This is a genomic window from Cohnella pontilimi, assembly GCF_005049045.1.
Classification (GTDB): Bacteria; Bacillota; Bacilli; order Paenibacillales; family Paenibacillaceae; genus Cohnella; species Cohnella pontilimi.
In genome coordinates this window covers 26194-42665 of the sequence record NZ_SUPK01000010.1, presented here as the reverse complement: position 1 = coordinate 42665, position 16472 = coordinate 26194, and the positions used below count along the sequence as shown (strand labels likewise).

The following is a 16472-nucleotide window of genomic DNA, read 5'->3' as shown; positions in this document are numbered from 1 at the left end:
AACCCGATCCGTGAAAAAAGAGAAAACCAAGCAAACAGGGATGTAATTGACCCCTGCTCGCTTGGTTTTTTTAATTGCTATGAACGTTGACTTTGCGTTGATTTCATTCTTGTTGCGTTTAGTTGTTGACTTACTTAAGAGGATCAGCGTTTGTAGCAACCGCTATGGCGGGGCTCTTCTCTGTCTTTGCAGAGTTTCGCGTAGATACAAGCTAGAATTCGGTTTTCGTTCTGCAAGTATTTTCAAGCATGACTTGTTGACTCCATGTTGACTTTGAGGCATAAAAAATACATCACCAACGCGTTTGCCCAAAGGCAATGTATTTATTTCGAAAGTACTATCGTCTATTACCTGCTATTAGCGAAGAAGAAAGGGATGTTTTCGTTTGTCTTGTGTCAATAATATTAAATGGGGAAATTTATAAATAAATAAGTGCTAAAGTTGTATTTTGAAAGGAGACGGCCGAATGTGACACTACCTAGAGACAAAGCTAAACACGTAAACCAGGTTACTGTTGACTCGTATATCTGGGCCGGGCTTGCTACACCGCAATGGTAGGGCATCCCAGCCCTTTGTCTTTATACACGAGCGTGTTCATGCGTAACGTCCGACTCGCGTTGCAAGTGACTTGCAAGGTAACTGCCAGCAGGCGGTGTTGACCTCGTGTTGACTCCAGATATTGAAAATACATCGTCGGGGCATACAGCCCATATGGCGATGTAATCAGAATTTGCATACTGTTATGCCTTGCTCGTTTGTTCTTCATCCCCGGTCGCTACCGGATTCCCCGCATAGCTAACAATCTCCAATTCAAAGACTTCGGCATCGTGTGCACGCTCGGCTAACGACTTTCCACGTAGCAAATTCAACCCGGCTGTGGAGTTGGTTCTAGAGGCCGTGACGGTTGACTTCCGCAGCAATTATTATATATAACTAAGAGTTGTTCGGAGTTGTGGTTTAGCCAACTTATGCGGCCCTGCCATGGGTATGCACTGCTATTGGAGGCTCGAGCTCGAGCCGTCTATAAAATATCTTAATTCATGGATTAATTCTCTCTTCATGAAACCTAGTAAAAAAACTTTCAAAAGTATTATCAATTATTGTTGTTAAATCCCTTAATGACATACTGGATAAACCTAAATTTTTTTGTTTTATATCACCAAATATTTTTTTTTCAATACCATAACTTTGAACAGCCTTATAGTATTCTCTAAAATCAATATCATCTATTATTTGTTTGTCGAAGTTATGATGTAAAAGATGGGCTACAATACATTTAAGCAGCATATCTGACAGTTCCTCGTTGTCACCGAAATTTCCTGAGATTTTTACTATATATTTAAAGGCTACTTCATACCTAATATAGGGAATCAATTTATGTTCTAAGCTAACAAGTATAGTATCGAATGCCTGTAATAAATAACTATATACACCAAACCAAAAAATTTCTGCATCTGAAGCATCAGATGACAGCGGTAAAACAGTCGTTTCCTTGTATTTCCTGAATCTAGTTTCAAGATCAAGAGTTGCATCTTCACCGTCTAATAGAATTATGTGCTTTTCGCCAACTGATAACCCCTTCTTTACATCAATTATTGTTTTAAAATTGTTTTTATACGTTGTGAAATCAAGTTCATCTTTAAACAAGCTAAAAAAAGCCTTAGTAGCGGCTTCATGAGCTAGCTGATTGGCTTCCGTAATTAATCTGATTGGTAAAATGTAGATAATCCCAAATGCTTGATTGACAATCTTTATATTATCCCCAATTGTAGATATTATCTGTATTCTCATTTTTTGATCAAATTCTTTATTTATTTCTGTATTTTGAAGCATCGTTACATACTTATATAGGGGGTCGTCCCAGAAATGAAACTTACCCAGTGATATAAATGGGTAATGCTCACTATCATCTAAGTCCAAAATCGTTGCCGAAGTAAAGACATATCCCTCAAATGGAGGAAATAGATACCGCAAAATACACTGTACAACTTTCTTATTACGCTCCCAAAACACCCCGATTTCATCTATAATGGCGCTGGATTCTTTTTTATAGATGTTTGTTAATGCAGTCTCCAAAACACTCCTATATTCAATTTGAATACGATGCAACTCATCTATTAACATGTTATTGCTCATATTCCTTTACACCTTTCGATAAATGTGGAGGAAGTCCAAACACATCCTCTAGAATTCCAAGAGTTTTATTCATAACCTTCACACAATCATACCAAACGCTATTTAATTTCTGATTATTTTCGATATCTGGAACACAGTGATATTGATGCGAAGGTGTATTGCACTTTATTAAGGAACTTTCGCGAATAGCTCCCCAAAGCCCGTGTTCAAACGCTGAATCATAATCATAATAAAAATCAAAGAGTTCTTTTTCATTTACACTAATAGCTTTCCCCCTGATATTTTGTTTGTCAAAATATGTAGTGTCCATGTCTATAAACTCTTTGTTTTTATATTCACCAACTAGAATATCAATGTAATTATAAGCAACATGACTGTTAGGTAACTCCTTATCCGATTGTCTGTACCTTTCTACAATCAACTTGTATTGGCCAATTCCATAGTACTGATATTCAGTCCATATATCACTGTGTGATGCTTCATGCTTAAGTAGATATTTCATCATAATACAGTCCTCTATTAGAGTGCGTACAATGCTTCTCCCTGAAATTGTATTGAAGAGTTCATGATCAACTAACTCCAGCAACCTTTTATAGGAGTAAGTGGTAATACCCAACAACACCAACATTTTATTATCAAGTGGATTCGCTGAGGTTAACAACTCCGTATAGTACTCTAGTATTACTTTGACCTGCTTCATATAATCCTGTGTGTCGGGAAGATCGTCGGAAAATTTAATATAAAACAACTCGCAATTACTCATTCTACTAACAGCCTCCCAAAATATTTCTAGGTACTCTGCATCAAAAGGTTCAATCTCTGGCAACATCATTTCCAATGAACGTACCATTGGTCGGATCATTCTCATACGCTCATCTTCATGAGATAAGTGGGGATAATCCAAAAGCCTTTTCAACTCTTCTCTGGGCATATGTAATTTTCCAGACATTAAATGAAAGTATAGTACGATAAAACGTACATCTGTTGAGAGATGTGTTTGATGATCGCTAGTCTCCTCCATCAAAGTGTTTATCGTTGCAATTCTTTCCTCAACTGAAATAGAGGATTGAAATTTCGAGGAGAATACTGGATAGCTAGAATAAGTAAAAATAGCTGTCAACGGTGCTAATACTCGAGCACTTACAATTGTTGAAATACAGTTAAATATTTCATTTTGTTTGTCGGTGTCTAGTTTAAGTATCTTTGAAAATCTTGGGGTGGTTAATGAAGGGGCTTGTTCATTTAGTTTTTTAAGAATAATATTGCATTTCGACAAGCCTTTTTCTCTACCATAAAACTTAATAATTAGTGCTAACCAAAGGTACTCTGGCAACCTTCCGTGATACCAAGAGTTCTCTCTTGTAATTTCAGTCAAGAACTCATTCCATGGAGTAATGAATTTTCCTTTTTTGAATATGTGATCAGAAAGTTTGCTATGCTCCATTATTGATTGACCCTTTCAAATTAATATCGTTGTCACCAATTAATACAACCGGCGAAGTTTCCCAAAAGTCCATATGCGTATCGAGGGTATGAGCTCGATACATGAATATTTAATCATTGGTTATAACATAATTTGCTTTTTTCAGTTCATTAAAGTTAGTTTATTATCCTTATTAAATTGCTTCCCCTTAGCAAAAACAACTGACTCTAGTATTAGTCGCTTCTCATTGAAGTCTATATCAATAGTGTAATCGGGAATCGCTCCGTGACTGCGGATTGGCTTAGGTGAATCCTATGCTCAGATGTTAGTTCATGAGGCTATAGAGGATTAATACATGGGACAGAAAGAAGAACGCCGTGAGGGTCGTTCTCTTTTGTTTTGGCTTGATGGAGAGTGTGAGACTGTTACCAATAATAGTTATAACTGCCCACAACATTTTTTGAACTTTTTCCCACTTCCACACGGACAAGGATCATTCCTTTCATTTCCCTTCATTCCTGTCGTTACTTTCGAAGGGTTCGTGTCAGGATATTCATGAACACTTGATCTAAATAATTTTCTTTTACCAAGCAGGCCTTGACTAATAAATTCCCTTTCCAAGACTGCTGCTTCCCTGTCATCTTCTTCGGTCCAGTCTCTTGCATTAAGATACATAAAATCTTCAGAGCGTTCATCGGATAAGCCAGTCTCCGTAGCTATCCCAACTATATCTTTAACCTCGGGAAACTTATGCTTTGTTATACGTAAATAGCTCGCTAGTAACTGCCCCCTCATCTCTCTATATTCTTCATATGCAAGTGTTGTTCTCTTGGGCATTAGTAAAAAGAGATAGCACGGGTCACCCGGATTTACAGGTAATAATGTACGGGTTGATCTAGCGTTATCTGGTGTCTTCTTAATTAAATCATGTATTGACTCAGCTAGAAATCTACGTCGCGTTCTATTTTCTTTTGCAAGAAACCTAAAAACCTCTTCTTGACTCTTTATATCTGGATGCGACATCAGGTGCGATGTTCCTGTTGTAATATGAAAAAGAAATTTTTCTATTAGTTTGTCCCATGAGTAACTAATTTCATTGGCTTTGATCTGTGCTAGTCTTGATGGATGATTACAGAAATCCTCCCATAATCCCTCCCAAATAGAGATTGCACTGATGTTTTCGTCCGTTTCAGATAAAAATGTATGTTCTCCGTCTTCATCGATATTTTGAAGATAATGAGCCAATAAATCTTCCTCTCCACTAGCTACGACTTTGCCGTTAAGGATCAATTCCTCTTTTTTCGTTAAATATCTTGTAAAATCTGAAATAGTATCGACGGTTTTCATAACTACTTCAAGAGAAAAATCATCAAATACATGTACATATCCTTTATTAGGATCAATCCGCCCAATTGTAAATGGAATACACGGATTTTCATAATTACCAGTATGCATATCACCAATCACTGATGGATGTATCATTAGACTACCAGTTCCACCTAGCTGCTTTTTACATTCTTCCGACGCTCCATGTGCCACTACTATTCGATGAACTATTGCATTTTCCTTGGAGGGAATTTGAATTGGTAACCTTTGAGTGCATTTGCTGTCAAGAAATATAGTCTCCGGGTAATTAAGTATCCATCTTTCTGCACCCCATATTTGATGTGCTGCATTGTTTACTGCTTTTCTATACCATCTACTCCAATCAAGCTGGATGTCCCCGCTGCTTGGAAAAACACATTGTTTATCGGAAAATATTATTATGTGATTTTCGAATATAACCAGAAGATCACATAGTTCTTTGCCATCTCCCTTGGCCTCGAATCGTTGAGAGCTTGTTCGTCCCTGATCTCGAAAAACATTGGGGTAACTCCACAATGAAAGAAAAGAACTATTACATAGGCGAGCTAAGAACTCTTCCGCATCAGTGAACCCCTGAGACTTATTCATAACAGTTTGGGGATACTTCACTTCCATGTCATACCTCTTTTCCCAAGGTTCTTTTCTTACTATTCATATTTTTTATGAAATGGCTTGAATATATTTATATCTCTCACACAATCACAATTGCGTAAAAGTTACATGAAACGCCGCTTTAAAAGGCTGCTTCAGTATGATATCACATTATGGAAAATGATGGTTAATAATGTCAGCATATACATAAGAAAAATAAAAATCAAAGGCCTCAAAGCCTATTACTCACTATATCCAACATGCCCTGAAACATTTCCATAAGTTCCCTCAGCAAATCTTTCGCCGTCACTTATGGTACGGTTCACCGATTAATCTTCAGAAATGTTGACTTTTCGTTGATTTGCCCGATTAATCTTCATTTGTTGATTCCACGCATATCTTTGCTCGAGAATAATTGGATATTGTGTCTCAGTAAAAAGTATGAAAACAGACTCAAAACAAGTGATGTGAGCACTTTCTAAAGCTGGATGTTGACTCCGTGTTGACTTCGACTCATAAAAAAAATACAGAGCAACGGTATTCATCTAACCGTGCTCTGTATTCCACTTGCATACTAATCGCCTTTACTCTTCACCCACAGCCACCGGATTCTCCCTATAACTAATCCAATCGCTCCAGCTGCCTGCGTACAGTTTCACGTTGCGGAATCCCGCTTCGTCCAGCGCGACAACATTGGGGCAGGCCGAGACGCCGGAGCCGCAGTACACGATTATGTTGTCGTGGTTGTTTACATCATGAAATCTTTCCTGCAGCTCCTCAACGGTTTTCCATTTGCCGTCGGCGTTCACGTTGTCCTTCCAGAAACGATTACGCGCAGTCGGGATATGGCCGGCTATCCGATCAATCGGCTCCTCCTGACCGATGTAGCGTTTATGTTCTCTGGAGTCGACCAAAACACTTGTACGATCCCGTACGGCGGTGCGAACATCCTCCATATCAGCGAGCATATCCGGCTGTGGCCGGGGAGTGAACTTTTTAGGTACGCGGATCGGCGGCGCGGCATTGGTGACCGGATAGCCGGCGTTTTTCCATGCCGTGAATCCTTCATCCAGCAAATAAACCTTTTCATGCCCTAAATATTTCAGCAGCCACCAGAAGCGGGACGCATTCATACCGCCTTGATCGTCGTAGGCGACAACCCGGATCGTTTCATCGATACCGGCTTTTCCTAGTTTGTCTGCAAACGTTGCGATGTCCGGCAACGGATGACGCCCGCCGTGTTCGGAAACCGGAGAGGACAAGTCCTTCGACAAATCGAAGTAAACGGCGCCCGGTATGTATCCTTGTTCATACGCCGCTCGGCCGGCGCTCGAATCATTAAGCTGGTATCGGCAGTCTACGATCACTAAGTCAGGCTCATACAAGCGGGCCAGCAGCCATTTCATGGGGACAACATTTCGCATCGGAAATCATCCTTCCACCTACAGATTCACTATGCTTACATTTTATCAGATAAGCGGCGGTTTCCGATGTCTCTCGTTCAAACATTTTCCAATCGTTGAATCTCCCCGTTGCACGACCAGTAAATGTGCTCCGATACTGGGTGCGGCATGACCCGGTAGCTCCGGCGAACCATTTCATGAAACTTGGATTTTTTGGCTAATTGCTTAGCTTGAGCTAAGGTGTCCATTTTTTCTTCCGATCTCATGAGGAGCACAGTTCTTCTGGTGGGAAATGCGATTAAAAACGAGGCCGGAACGTGACCGCGAGACATATCGGGATTTATAAACTGACATTCGATGGGGAACGGATTGTCCAAGAACGTTTCAACGTAACAGGATGGCCGAAAAGGAGATTGCAATGTCATCCGGGACGGAGTCCAGCCCTCGGACCGCAAATTGCGGTAGCCTAAACGCTTCACTTTCTCCTCGTTCAATCGCGGATGGTGTTCCAGCATCTTTTGGCTGATCAGCTTGGAATATCCGTCTTTGATCTCCAGAAAAACCGTGCACAGACCGGGAATGTTCTCCTCCACGATCAACTCCAATCCTTGTGCGGCTTCCTCTACATATTTCTGATCTCTCAACGCAGGATAAATACAGGTCGTATCGATCATCAACAGCTCTTCTTTGTTTTGCATCGCATTCGAACAGCTGATCACGCCGTTCAAATAATCGATTGCGGTATTGAAATCGCCGCTGCGCATGTAGGTCTGGAACGTGTTGTGAAGACTCACGACCGCTCTATCGTCCTCTTTGTCCGGACCGTAGACGATTTCAAGCAGCAAAGGCTCCTCCTCTTGCTGCCGCACATCCAGGTTCAAGCTGCTTTTCAAATGCTGCACAATCATTTCTCCAAACTCTTGCGGGTTGTCATACAAACGGGCTTGCGGCATCATCATGACTCCTCCTCCAATTTGGGCGAAAAAACAAAACCCCCGGCGGGACGTCGAAACGTCCTGCCAGGGGTGTGCTTCACCACTCAAGATACCGAGATTATATCATCGTATCCTGATATTGGAAAGATATTGCTTATTTCAACCCGCGCAGGTTGTAGAATGCGGTTTTGCCTCCGTATTGCGCGGTGGTAGCCAGCATATCTTCGATGCGGAGCAATTGGTTGTACTTGGCTACGCGGTCCGTACGGGACGGAGCGCCGGTTTTGATCTGGCCGGCGTTGGTCGCGACCGCGATGTCGGCGATCGTGCTGTCTTCCGACTCGCCGGAACGGTGGGAGATGACGGCCGTGTAGCCGGCGCGCTTCGCCATTTCGATCGCGTCGAACGTCTCGGTCAGCGTACCGATTTGGTTCACTTTGACCAGGATAGAGTTGCCGATGCCTTTCTCAATACCGGTCGATAGACGCTCGGTGTTCGTCACGAACAGGTCGTCACCAACCAGCTGAACTTTATCGCCGAGACGGTCGGTCAGCAGCTTCCAGCCTTCCCAGTCGTCTTCGGAGCAGCCGTCTTCGATCGAAATGATCGGATATTTCTCTACCCAGCCTGCGAGCAGATCCACGAACTCAGCGGAAGTGAAGGACTTGCCTTCGCCTTCCAGATGGTACTTGCCATCTTTGAAGAACTCGGTGGAAGCAACGTCCATACCGAGGAATACGTCTTCGCCCGGTTTGTAGCCGGCTTTTTCGATCGCTTCGATAATGGTGGAGAGAGCTTCTTCGTTGGAACCGAGGTTCGGAGCGAAGCCGCCTTCGTCGCCTACTGCTGTGTTCAGGCCTTTCGACTTCAATACAGCTTTCAAGGAGTGGAAAATTTCCGCGCCTGCACGCAGCGCTTCACGGAACGTCGGCAGACCGACCGGCAAAACCATGAATTCCTGCACATCGACGTTGTTGTCGGCATGCGCGCCGCCGTTGACGATGTTCATCATCGGCACCGGAAGCGTCTTGGAGTTAAATCCGCCCAGGTAAGCGTACAGCGGAACCCCGAGTGCGTCAGCTGCGGCACGGGCAACGGCCATGGAAACGCCGAGAATGGCGTTGGCGCCGAGATTGCCTTTGTTCGGCGTTCCGTCGAGCGTGATCATTTGACGGTCGATGGCGACTTGATCGAGCGCGTCTAGGCCGATGATTTCAGGCGCGATTTTTTCGTTGACGTTGTCGACGGCTTTCAATACGCCTTTGCCGAGGTAACGGTCTTTGTCACCGTCGCGAAGCTCTACGGCTTCATATGCGCCGGTTGATGCGCCGGACGGCACGATGGCACGCCCCATGGCGCCGGATTCCAGTACCACTTCGACTTCCACGGTCGGATTGCCGCGGGAGTCCAGCACCTCACGTGCGTAAACGTCGGAAATGATGGTCATGTCGGGGACACTCCTCTGCTTGTTTTGATCGGATTCATCCGTTCTTCATAACGCTATTGTATCAAACTTTTACCTGTCATTTCTTTCGGCTGCGGCAGTTCCAGCAAGGTCAGCATCGTTGGTGCGACATCCGCCAAAACGCCCCCGTCGCGTAACGTAATGCCAGGCTTCGTTACAATACAAGGAACCGGCTCGGTGGTATGTGCGGTGAAAGGCCTTCCGGCATCGTCAATCACCATGTCGGCGTTGCCGTGGTCGGCGATAATCACCGCGAGGCCGCCTTTCGCAAGTATGGCGTCCACCACTTTGCCCAAGCACTCGTCGGTCGCTTCCACCGCTTTGATGGTGGGTTCGAGCATGCCGGAGTGACCCACCATATCGGCGTTCGCGAAATTGAGGATGATCGCGTCGTGCCGTTCCGCCTCAATCTCCTTGACCGCTGCATCCGCTACTTCATAGGCGCTCATCTCCGGCTTCAGGTCATAGGTGGCCACCTTCGGCGAGTTGATGAGAATACGCGTCTCGCCATCCAGTTGCACATCGCGTCCGCCGCTGAAGAAGAATGTCACGTGCGGATACTTCTCGGTTTCCGCAATGCGAAGCTGTTTTTTGCCATTTTGCACAAGGACTTCGCCCAGCGTGTTGTCGAGTTCCTTCGGCTTGTATGCCACATAGCCCCCGACCGTCTCCGAAAACAGCGTAAAGCACACGAAGTAAAGATTTTTCGGAAACTTGGGACCCCGATCGAATCCGCGAAAATCTTCATTGGTGAACACGTTGGACAACTGGATTGCACGGTCCGGACGGAAGTTGAAGAAAATGACCGCATCCTCGGATTCGACCAGACCAACCGGCTTGTTGTCCGCTCCCACGATGACCGTCGGCATGACGAATTCGTCCATGACCGATTTCTCGTAAGATTCCTTCACGGCTTTGATCGGATCGTTGTAAGCCGGACCTTCCCCGTACACCATCGCGCGGTAGGATTTCTCCGTACGTTCCCAGCGCTTGTCGCGGTCCATGGCGTAATAGCGGCCTTGAACCGTTGCAATGTGTCCGACACCCAGCTCATTGATTTTGGCTGTCAGCCGTTCCAAGTAGCCTACGGCACTATCCGGCGCGACGTCCCGGCCGTCCAGGAACGCATGCACGAACACATCCGACAAGCCTTCCTTCTTGGCGAGCTCCAGCAGCGCAAACAAATGCTCGATATGGCTGTGCACGCCGCCGTCCGAGAGCAGGCCGTACAGATGAAGCTTTTTGCCGTTCGTCTTGGCGTGGCGCACCGCGCCAATCAGCGTTCCATTGTCGTAAAATTCGCCTTCGCGAATCGACTTCGAAATCCGCGTCAAATCCTGATACACGATCCGGCCGGCGCCGATATTCAAATGGCCGACTTCGGAGTTGCCCATCTGTCCTTCCGGCAATCCGACCGCTTCACCGCAAGCCGTCAGCTGCGTATGCGGATAAGTTGCCCAAAAACGGTCAAAATTCGGCTTGTTCGCCTGGGCCACCGCATTCCCATGCTTCTCTTCGCGCAGACCGAATCCATCGAGGATGATCAGCGCGACCGGTTTTGGAGTCGCCATTTACTTGGCCCCCTCAACCAGCGCGATGTAGGAAGCCGGCTCCAGGCTCGCACCGCCGACAAGTGCGCCGTCGATTTCCGGCTGCGACATATATTCGCGGATGTTGGCCGGTTTCACGCTGCCGCCGTATTGAATGCGGACTTGCTGCGCCGTATTATCGTCGAACATATCGCGGATGACGCTGCGGATGTAGCCGATGACTTCGTTGGCATCTTCAGCCGTCGAGGATTTGCCCGTTCCGATCGCCCAGATCGGCTCGTAAGCCACAACGACTTGCGCCGCTTCAGTCGCCGCCAGTCCATCGAAAGCAGCTTCCGTCTGCACACGGCACACTTCTTTCGTTTGGCCGGCTTCACGCTCTTCGAGCTTCTCACCTACGCATACGATCGGAATCAGGTGATGGCGGAACGCGGCATGAACTTTTTTGCTGACCGTCTCGTCCGTTTCCGCGAAGTAAGCCCTCCGCTCGGAGTGCCCGATGATGACGAAGTCGACGCCCAGGTCGTTCAGCATGACGCCGCTGATCTCGCCTGTGTAAGCCCCATTGTCCTCAAAATGAAGATTTTGCGCGCCTACCTTCAGCGTGGTGCCTTTCACGGCTTCGACGAGAGCAGGAAGTGCCGTGAATGGAGCGCAGATCACGCTTTGCACGCCCTCGACTTCCGCCTTGCCCTTCACTTCGCCTACGAATGCCGCCGCTTCTTTCGCCGTTTTGAACATTTTCCAGTTGCCCGCAATGATCGGGGTTCTGTTCATCGTCTCACCACTCGCTTTACTTGTCGTTTAAGGCTACAACGCCGGGAAGGGCTTTGCCTTCCATGAACTCGAGAGATGCGCCGCCGCCGGTGGAAATGTGGTCCATCTTGTCGGCCAAGTGGAACTTCTCAGCCGCAGCAGCGGAATCGCCGCCGCCGATGACCGTGTAGCCGGACGTTTCCGCGCAAGCCTGGGCAACCGCCCGTGTGCCGTGGGAGAACGGCTCGATCTCGAATACGCCCATCGGGCCGTTCCATACGACCAGTTTGGAATTTTTAATGACTTCCGCAAAAATTTCGCGCGTCTTCGGCCCGATGTCGATGCCTTCCCAATCCGCGGGAATGCCGTCCACGGGAACGACTTTCGTGTTGGCCGTCGCGCTGAAATCATCGGAAACCAGAATATCTACCGGCAGGTAGAAGTTTTTACCCAACTTCTTGGCCTTCTCCACAAACTCCTTCGTCAGCTCGAGCTTGGAGTCGTCGCACAGCGATTGGCCGATCTCGTATCCTTGCGCCTTGAAGAACGTATAGGAAAGGCCGCCGCCGATGATGATGTTGTCCGCAATTTCGATCATCTTGTTGATGACGTCGATTTTGTCCTTCACTTTGGAGCCGCCGACGATGGCGGTGAAAGGACGCTCGGGGTTGTTCAGCGCTTTGCCGAGCACATCCAGTTCTTTCTCCATCAAAAGGCCGGATACGGCAGGGAGGTGGTGCGCGATGCCTTCCGTGGAGGCATGGGCACGGTGAGCCGCGCCGAACGCGTCGTTGACGTACAGATCAGCCAGCTCGGCGAATGCTTTCGCCAGTTCCGGATCGTTCTTCTCTTCACCCGGGTAGAACCGGACGTTCTCGAGCAGCAGCACGTCACCATCGTTCAAAGCCGCAACTTTGGCCTTCACGGCGTCACCAACGGCTTCGTCAGCCTTGCCGACCGGCTTGCCGAGCAACTCGGACAGGCGCTTGGCCACGGGCGTGAGACGCAGCTCTTCCACTACTTCGCCTTTCGGCCGGCCGAGATGACTGGCGAGAATGATTTTCGCGCCTTTTTCCATCAGGTAGCGGATCGTGGGCAGCGTTTCCCGGATGCGGGTGTCGTCGGTGATCGCGCCGTTCTCGAGCGGCACGTTGAAATCGACGCGGACGAACACTTTTTTGCCGGCCACCTCGACGTCGCGGACACTTTTCTTGTTCATGGACCAAACCTCCCCTTTATCGAAGTGTCAAAGTACACTTAGTTCAGATGCGGTATGTATCGTGAAGCAAGTGTATTTCGGCACTTAAGTAACTTAACCGCAAAATGGTAAAGCGTGTCCCGGAGTTGCAGCGCAATTCCGGGACATCAGTTGCTTCAAAAGTAAATTGCATTATTCACGGATCAAGTTTCTCTATCCACTCAGTATCTCTATATCGCTACAGCTGTAATCCGGGTGTCCAGAGGGCAGCGCCCTCGGAATCCCCCTTCGGGAAGGGGGACTTAGGGGGTTGCGATAAATTTACAGCTGTAATCCGGGTGTCCAGAGGGCAGCGCCCTCGGAGTCCCCCTCCGGGGAGGGGGATTTAGGGGGTGGGAAGTCTCTAACTGGTTAGAGAATCAGAGTCCCTTGCTCGCGAGATAAGCAGCCAAGTCTACAACGCGGTTGGAATAGCCCCACTCGTTGTCGTACCAGGAAACGACTTTCACCATGTTGCCTTCCACAACCATCGTGGAAAGGGCGTCGATCGTGGAGGAAGCCGGGTCGCCGTTGTAGTCGCTCGACACGAGCGGCTCGTCGGAGTAGGCGAGGATCCCTTTCAGAGGACCTTCAGCTGCGGCTTTCAGCGCTTTGTTGACTTCGTCAACCGTTACGCTCACTTTCAGTTCAGCCACAAGATCCGTGACAGACACGTTCGGAGTCGGTACGCGGAACGACATGCCGTTCAGCTTGCCTTTCAATTCCGGCAGCACGAGGGATACGGCTTTCGCAGCGCCCGTCGTGGAAGGAATGATGTTCTCCGCTGCAGCGCGTGCGCGGCGCAGGTCTTTATGCGGCAAATCCAGCACTTGCTGGTCGTTCGTGTAGGAGTGGATCGTCGTCATCATGCCTTTTACGATGCCGAATTGATCGTTGAGCACTTTCGCGAAAGGCGCCAAGCAGTTGGTCGTACAAGAAGCATTGGAGATGATCGTGTGCTGGGCCGGATCATACTTGTCATGGTTAACGCCGAGCACGATCGTGATGTCTTCGTCGGTAGCCGGTGCGGAGATGATGACTTTCTTCGCGCCGCCTTTCAGGTGAAGGGAAGCTTTTTCTTTAGCCGTAAAAATACCGGTGGATTCCACGACGATTTCGGCGCCGACGGAAGACCAAGGAAGGTTGCCCGGGTCGCGTTCCGCGAACACTTTGATCGTTTTGCCGTTGACGATCAGGGAACCTTCGCCCACTTCAACGGTTCCGTCCAGACGACCGTGAGTCGTGTCATACTTCAGCAAATGGGCCAGCGTGGAAACGTCGGTCAAGTCGTTGATGGCGACGATTTCTACATTCGGGTTCTTCAGCGATGCGCGAAATACGTTGCGGCCGATCCGGCCAAATCCGTTAATGCCTACTTTCACCATGAGAGAATCCTCCTTAGAACGTTTGGATTATTTGATCTATGACAGGCGCGCTTGGCGCCAAGACCACACAATTTACATTAAACTTCCGGGAAAGCCGCGTATCACAAATGGCGGAGCGCTTCTTCCGCCGCAGCTTCATCCGTCACGAGCACATCGTCGTGTCCGAACCGGAGCACGGAAGCGATCGCTTCCCCCTTGCTGCGGCCGCCCGCGATGCCGATCACAACTCCGGCTGCCTCGATATCCTCGAGTCGCAGTCCGGCCGTCGCCATCCGGTGAACCACCTTGCCGTCGCGATCGAAGTAGTAACCGAACGCTTCCGCCAAGGCTCCGTCCGCACGCATCTCTTCCATCGTCTCCGGATCCAGCTTCCGCCGCCGTGCCATCGTCATCGCATCGCCGATGCCGTGAACGACGATCCGCGCGCTGCGGATCATGTCGACAACTTCCCGCACGCTGGGCTCCTGCATCATCGTCTGATAAGCTTCTTCGCTCAGATGATCGGGTACATGGAGCATCCGGTAACGGGCGCCGGCCCGCTTGGCCAGCTCGGATGCGATGGTGTTGGCCTGATAGTCGACGCTCTCCCCCAGCCCTCCGCGGGCGGGAACGAACCAATTGTCCTTCAGCGTCGCGGGCATGGAGAATTGGGAGGCCATCCGGAACATCGTGGAGCCGCCCATCACGGCGACCACGTCGCCGGGTGACAAGCTCTCCCGCAGTACCCGTGCGCCGACGCGCCCGAGTTCCTGCCGAACATGCGCGGATTGATCGGAATCGCCCGGAACGATGACGACCCGCTGAAGCCCGAACGCCTGGCGAACCTTCTCCTCCAGGTCGGATAAGCCGAACAATTCCTTCACGATCGGCTCCATCTCTTCGACGAGCAGTCTGCCGGCTTCGCTCAGCGTCATCCCGGCCGTGCCGGTGTCGAGCAGCCCTTGCGCCCGGAGGACTTCAAGCTCTGACCGGAGAACCCGTTCCGTCAGATCCACGCTTGCCGCAAGAGCTCTTCTGCCAATTGTTCCGGAGACGAAAATGCGACGCAAAATGTCGTAGCGCTTCTGCATGACCTGTATCAAGTCAGGCACGATTTGATTCTGAATTTCCAATAGACTCCGCATTCTTACCGTGTGTCCTCCTTCCTTCGGATGGATGGTTCCGGGATGAATGCGGGCGATGCATGCTGGACGCAAAACGTCCCGCTACTTCTTTTTAGGTCCCACACATATTTTATCGAAGAAAACGAACCGTTGCAAGTTCATTGTTGTCCGATTATGTGCGGAATTTACCAGGTCGATTAAGCTTGCTTTTTGCCGTGCGTTCGCCTATAATAATTTTTGCTGTCAGTTTTCATATGCGCCCGTGGTCCAAAGGATATGACGCAGGCCTCCGGAGCCTGAGATAGGGGTTCGATTCCCTTCGGGCGCGCCAAATTATAGAATACAGCACAACCGTCCGTTCCATACGGGCGGTTTTTTCGTTTTCCGATCCAGCGCCGGCCAGGCACTCCGAAAATGACGTTTGACTTTCTTTGACTTTCGTTCCTGAATTGGATATGATGGAAAAACCGAAACTAATTCATCGTTAAGGAGGGACGTTACCCCATGAGCTTCGTGCCTATGGTCGTCGAACAGAGCAATCGAGGGGAACGGGCATACGACATTTATTCCCGTCTTCTCAAAGACCGCATCATCTTCCTGGGTACCCCCGTGAACGACGTGGTCGCCAACTCCATCATCGCGCAGATGCTTTTCCTCGCAGCCGAGGATCCGGAAAAGGACATCAGCCTTTACATCAACAGTCCCGGCGGTTCCATCACTTCAGGCATGGCGATTTACGATACGATGCAGTTCATTAAACCGGACGTATCCACGATCTGCGTCGGCATGGCTGCCTCCATGGGCGCTTTCCTTCTTGCGGCGGGAGCCAAAGGCAAGCGCTTTGCGCTGCCCAATAGCGAAGTCATGATCCACCAGCCGCTCGGCGGAGCCGAAGGGCAGGCAAGCGACATTGAAATCCGCGCCCGGCGCATCCTGAAGCTGCGCGATAAGCTCAACCACATTCTAGCCGACCGTACGGGACAGCCGCTTGAGCGCATTGAGAAAGATACGGACCGCGACTATTTCATGGAAGCTTCAGAAGCGCAAGAATATGGCCTGATCGACAAGGTCATCGAGAAAATTTAACCGCAGCCTCAACAAACGACAACCCTTTCCGATCTCG

Annotated in this window: 12 protein-coding genes and 1 tRNA gene; 2 read left to right on the top strand and 11 right to left on the bottom strand. The window is 48.7% G+C overall.

What is annotated here, in order from left to right:
* Positions 1-1038: 1038 nt before the first annotated feature.
* The 11 genes from E5161_RS18510 to E5161_RS18460 all read right to left on the bottom strand — a co-directional run bounded on the left by E5161_RS18510 (position 1039) and on the right by E5161_RS18460 (position 15370).
* On the bottom strand, positions 1039-2136 hold the full coding sequence (locus E5161_RS18510; protein ID WP_136779372.1) for a hypothetical protein: 1098 nt from the start codon (positions 2134-2136) through the stop codon (positions 1039-1041).
* Complete coding sequence (locus tag E5161_RS18505; RefSeq protein ID WP_136779371.1) at positions 2126-3580, bottom strand: DUF5677 domain-containing protein; 1455 nt, start codon at positions 3578-3580, stop codon at positions 2126-2128. Before E5161_RS18505 ends, E5161_RS18510 begins: the two co-directional genes overlap by 11 nt.
* A gap of 417 nt (positions 3581-3997) precedes the next feature.
* Positions 3998-5539: an SEC-C metal-binding domain-containing protein gene (locus E5161_RS18500; protein ID WP_136779370.1), complete on the bottom strand. Its 1542-nt coding sequence runs from the start codon at positions 5537-5539 to the stop codon at positions 3998-4000.
* A gap of 560 nt (positions 5540-6099) precedes the next feature.
* Positions 6100-6939: a sulfurtransferase gene (locus E5161_RS18495; RefSeq protein ID WP_136779369.1), complete on the bottom strand. Its 840-nt coding sequence runs from the start codon at positions 6937-6939 to the stop codon at positions 6100-6102.
* A 77-nt stretch (positions 6940-7016) separates the two neighbouring features.
* The gene (locus tag E5161_RS18490) at positions 7017-7877 is read right to left on the bottom strand and encodes a hypothetical protein (protein WP_136779368.1); all 861 of its coding nucleotides are present in this window, start codon (positions 7875-7877) and stop codon (positions 7017-7019) included.
* A 130-nt stretch (positions 7878-8007) separates the two neighbouring features.
* Positions 8008-9300, bottom strand: coding sequence for a phosphopyruvate hydratase (gene eno / locus E5161_RS18485; RefSeq protein WP_136779367.1), 1293 nt, complete (start codon positions 9298-9300; stop codon positions 8008-8010).
* A 53-nt stretch (positions 9301-9353) separates the two neighbouring features.
* Positions 9354-10889, bottom strand: coding sequence for a 2,3-bisphosphoglycerate-independent phosphoglycerate mutase (gene gpmI, locus E5161_RS18480; protein ID WP_136779366.1), 1536 nt, complete (start codon positions 10887-10889; stop codon positions 9354-9356).
* Positions 10890-11645 (bottom strand): triose-phosphate isomerase, encoded by a 756-nt coding sequence (gene tpiA, locus E5161_RS18475; protein ID WP_136779365.1) that lies wholly within the window; start codon positions 11643-11645, stop codon positions 10890-10892.
* Between the two features lie 16 nt (positions 11646-11661).
* Entirely contained in the window at positions 11662-12843 is a 1182-nt protein-coding gene (locus E5161_RS18470) for a phosphoglycerate kinase (protein ID WP_136779364.1), read from the bottom strand.
* Between the two features lie 398 nt (positions 12844-13241).
* On the bottom strand, positions 13242-14246 hold the full coding sequence (gene gap, locus E5161_RS18465) for a type I glyceraldehyde-3-phosphate dehydrogenase (RefSeq protein ID WP_136779363.1): 1005 nt from the start codon (positions 14244-14246) through the stop codon (positions 13242-13244).
* 101 nt (positions 14247-14347) lie between these two features.
* The gene (locus E5161_RS18460; RefSeq protein WP_136779362.1) at positions 14348-15370 is read right to left on the bottom strand and encodes a sugar-binding transcriptional regulator; all 1023 of its coding nucleotides are present in this window, start codon (positions 15368-15370) and stop codon (positions 14348-14350) included.
* A gap of 235 nt (positions 15371-15605) precedes the next feature.
* Here E5161_RS18460 and E5161_RS18455 point away from each other — a divergent pair.
* Together E5161_RS18455 and clpP are read left to right on the top strand one after the other, a co-directional pair.
* Positions 15606-15680, top strand: a tRNA-Arg gene (locus E5161_RS18455).
* A 173-nt stretch (positions 15681-15853) separates the two neighbouring features.
* Positions 15854-16435, top strand: a complete 582-nt coding sequence (clpP, locus tag E5161_RS18450; protein ID WP_136779361.1) for an ATP-dependent Clp endopeptidase proteolytic subunit ClpP — start codon at positions 15854-15856, stop codon at positions 16433-16435.
* Positions 16436-16472: the final 37 nt, after the last annotated feature.

What these genes read in the sequence shown, in the direction of transcription:
- clpP (WP_136779361.1), top strand. Translation starts at nt 15,854, where the DNA reads ATGAGCTTCGTGCCTATGGTCGTCGAACAGAGCAATCGAGGGGAACGG.
- E5161_RS18470 (WP_136779364.1), bottom strand. Translation starts at nt 12,843, where the DNA reads ATGAACAAGAAAAGTGTCCGCGACGTCGAGGTGGCCGGCAAAAAAGTG.
- gpmI (WP_136779366.1), bottom strand. Translation starts at nt 10,889, where the DNA reads ATGGCGACTCCAAAACCGGTCGCGCTGATCATCCTCGATGGATTCGGT.
- E5161_RS18505 (WP_136779371.1), bottom strand. Translation starts at nt 3,580, where the DNA reads ATGGAGCATAGCAAACTTTCTGATCACATATTCAAAAAAGGAAAATTC.
- E5161_RS18510 (WP_136779372.1), bottom strand. Translation starts at nt 2,136, where the DNA reads ATGAGCAATAACATGTTAATAGATGAGTTGCATCGTATTCAAATTGAA.
- gap (WP_136779363.1), bottom strand. Translation starts at nt 14,246, where the DNA reads ATGGTGAAAGTAGGCATTAACGGATTTGGCCGGATCGGCCGCAACGTA.
- E5161_RS18495 (WP_136779369.1), bottom strand. Translation starts at nt 6,939, where the DNA reads ATGCGAAATGTTGTCCCCATGAAATGGCTGCTGGCCCGCTTGTATGAG.
- eno (WP_136779367.1), bottom strand. Translation starts at nt 9,300, where the DNA reads ATGACCATCATTTCCGACGTTTACGCACGTGAGGTGCTGGACTCCCGC.
- tpiA (WP_136779365.1), bottom strand. Translation starts at nt 11,645, where the DNA reads ATGAACAGAACCCCGATCATTGCGGGCAACTGGAAAATGTTCAAAACG.
- E5161_RS18500 (WP_136779370.1), bottom strand. Translation starts at nt 5,539, where the DNA reads ATGGAAGTGAAGTATCCCCAAACTGTTATGAATAAGTCTCAGGGGTTC.
- E5161_RS18460 (WP_136779362.1), bottom strand. Translation starts at nt 15,370, where the DNA reads ATGCGGAGTCTATTGGAAATTCAGAATCAAATCGTGCCTGACTTGATA.
- E5161_RS18490 (WP_136779368.1), bottom strand. Translation starts at nt 7,877, where the DNA reads ATGATGATGCCGCAAGCCCGTTTGTATGACAACCCGCAAGAGTTTGGA.